This is a genomic window from Saccharothrix sp. NRRL B-16314 (assembly GCF_000716595.1).
Classification (GTDB): Bacteria; Actinomycetota; Actinomycetes; order Mycobacteriales; family Pseudonocardiaceae; genus Actinosynnema.
This window is the reverse complement of the sequence record NZ_JNXC01000091.1, coordinates 1-965: the sequence shown is the minus strand read 5'-3', so window position 1 is coordinate 965 and position 965 is coordinate 1. Positions and strand designations below refer to the sequence as shown.

The 965-nt window shown below is 68.3% G+C and carries 1 pseudogene; it reads left to right on the top strand.

Annotation, left to right across the window (positions count from 1 at the left end):
• Positions 1-965, top strand: a pseudogene (locus tag OQ02_RS40640) (beta-ketoacyl synthase N-terminal-like domain-containing protein); the annotation flags it as partial.

Here is a 965-nt window from a genome sequence, read left to right as displayed (position 1 = left end):
CAGCAGCGTTTGTTGTTGGAGGCGGTGTGGGAGGCGTTCGAGGACGGGGGTATCGATCCGACGGCGTTGCGGGGCAGTGACACCGGCGTGTTCGCCGGGTTGAGATCACGGTGGACACGGCGTGTTCGTCGTCGTTGGTGGCGGTGCACTTGGCGTCGCAGGCGTTGCGGCGGGGCGAGTGCTCGCTGGCGGTGGCGGGCGGCGTCACCGTGAACACCTCTCCGAGCCTCTTCATCGAGTTCTCCCGTCAGCGGGGTTTGTCGCCGGATGGGCGCTGTCGGTCGTTCTCGGCTGATGCGGATGGCACCGGGTGGTCCGAGGGCGTCGGGATCTTGCTGCTGGAACGCTTGTCGGACGCCCGTCGTCTGGGTCATCGGGTGTTGGCGGTGGTGCGGGGGTCGGCGGTCAACCAGGACGGTGCGTCGAACGGGCTCACCGCACCGAACGGCCCGTCGCAGGAACGCGTGATCCGTGCAGCGCTGGCGGACGCCGACCTGGAACCCGCCGACGTGGATGCCGTTGAGGCGCACGGCACCGGAACGGTGTTGGGTGATCCCATCGAGGCGCAGGCGTTGTTGGCCACCTATGGTCAGGGTCGGCCGGAGGATCGGCCGTTGTGGTTGGGGTCGATCAAGTCGAACATCGGTCACGCCCAGGCTGCGGCGGGTGCGGCCGGACTGATCAAGATGATCATGGCGATGCGGCACGAGACGCTGCCCGCCACCCTGCACATCGACTCCCCCACTCCCAAGGTGGACTGGTCCGCCGGTCGGATCGACCTGCTCACCGAGGCACGCGCATGGCCGGAGCACGGCCGTCCCCGACGGGCGGGCGTCTCGGCATTCGGCGCGGGCGGGACCAATGCTCACGTGATTGTGGAGCAGGCTCCGGTGGTGTCGGTGGGGTCTGTTCGGCCTGGTGTGCGTGGTGTGGTGTCGGATGTTGTGGTGTGGGTGGTGTCGGCT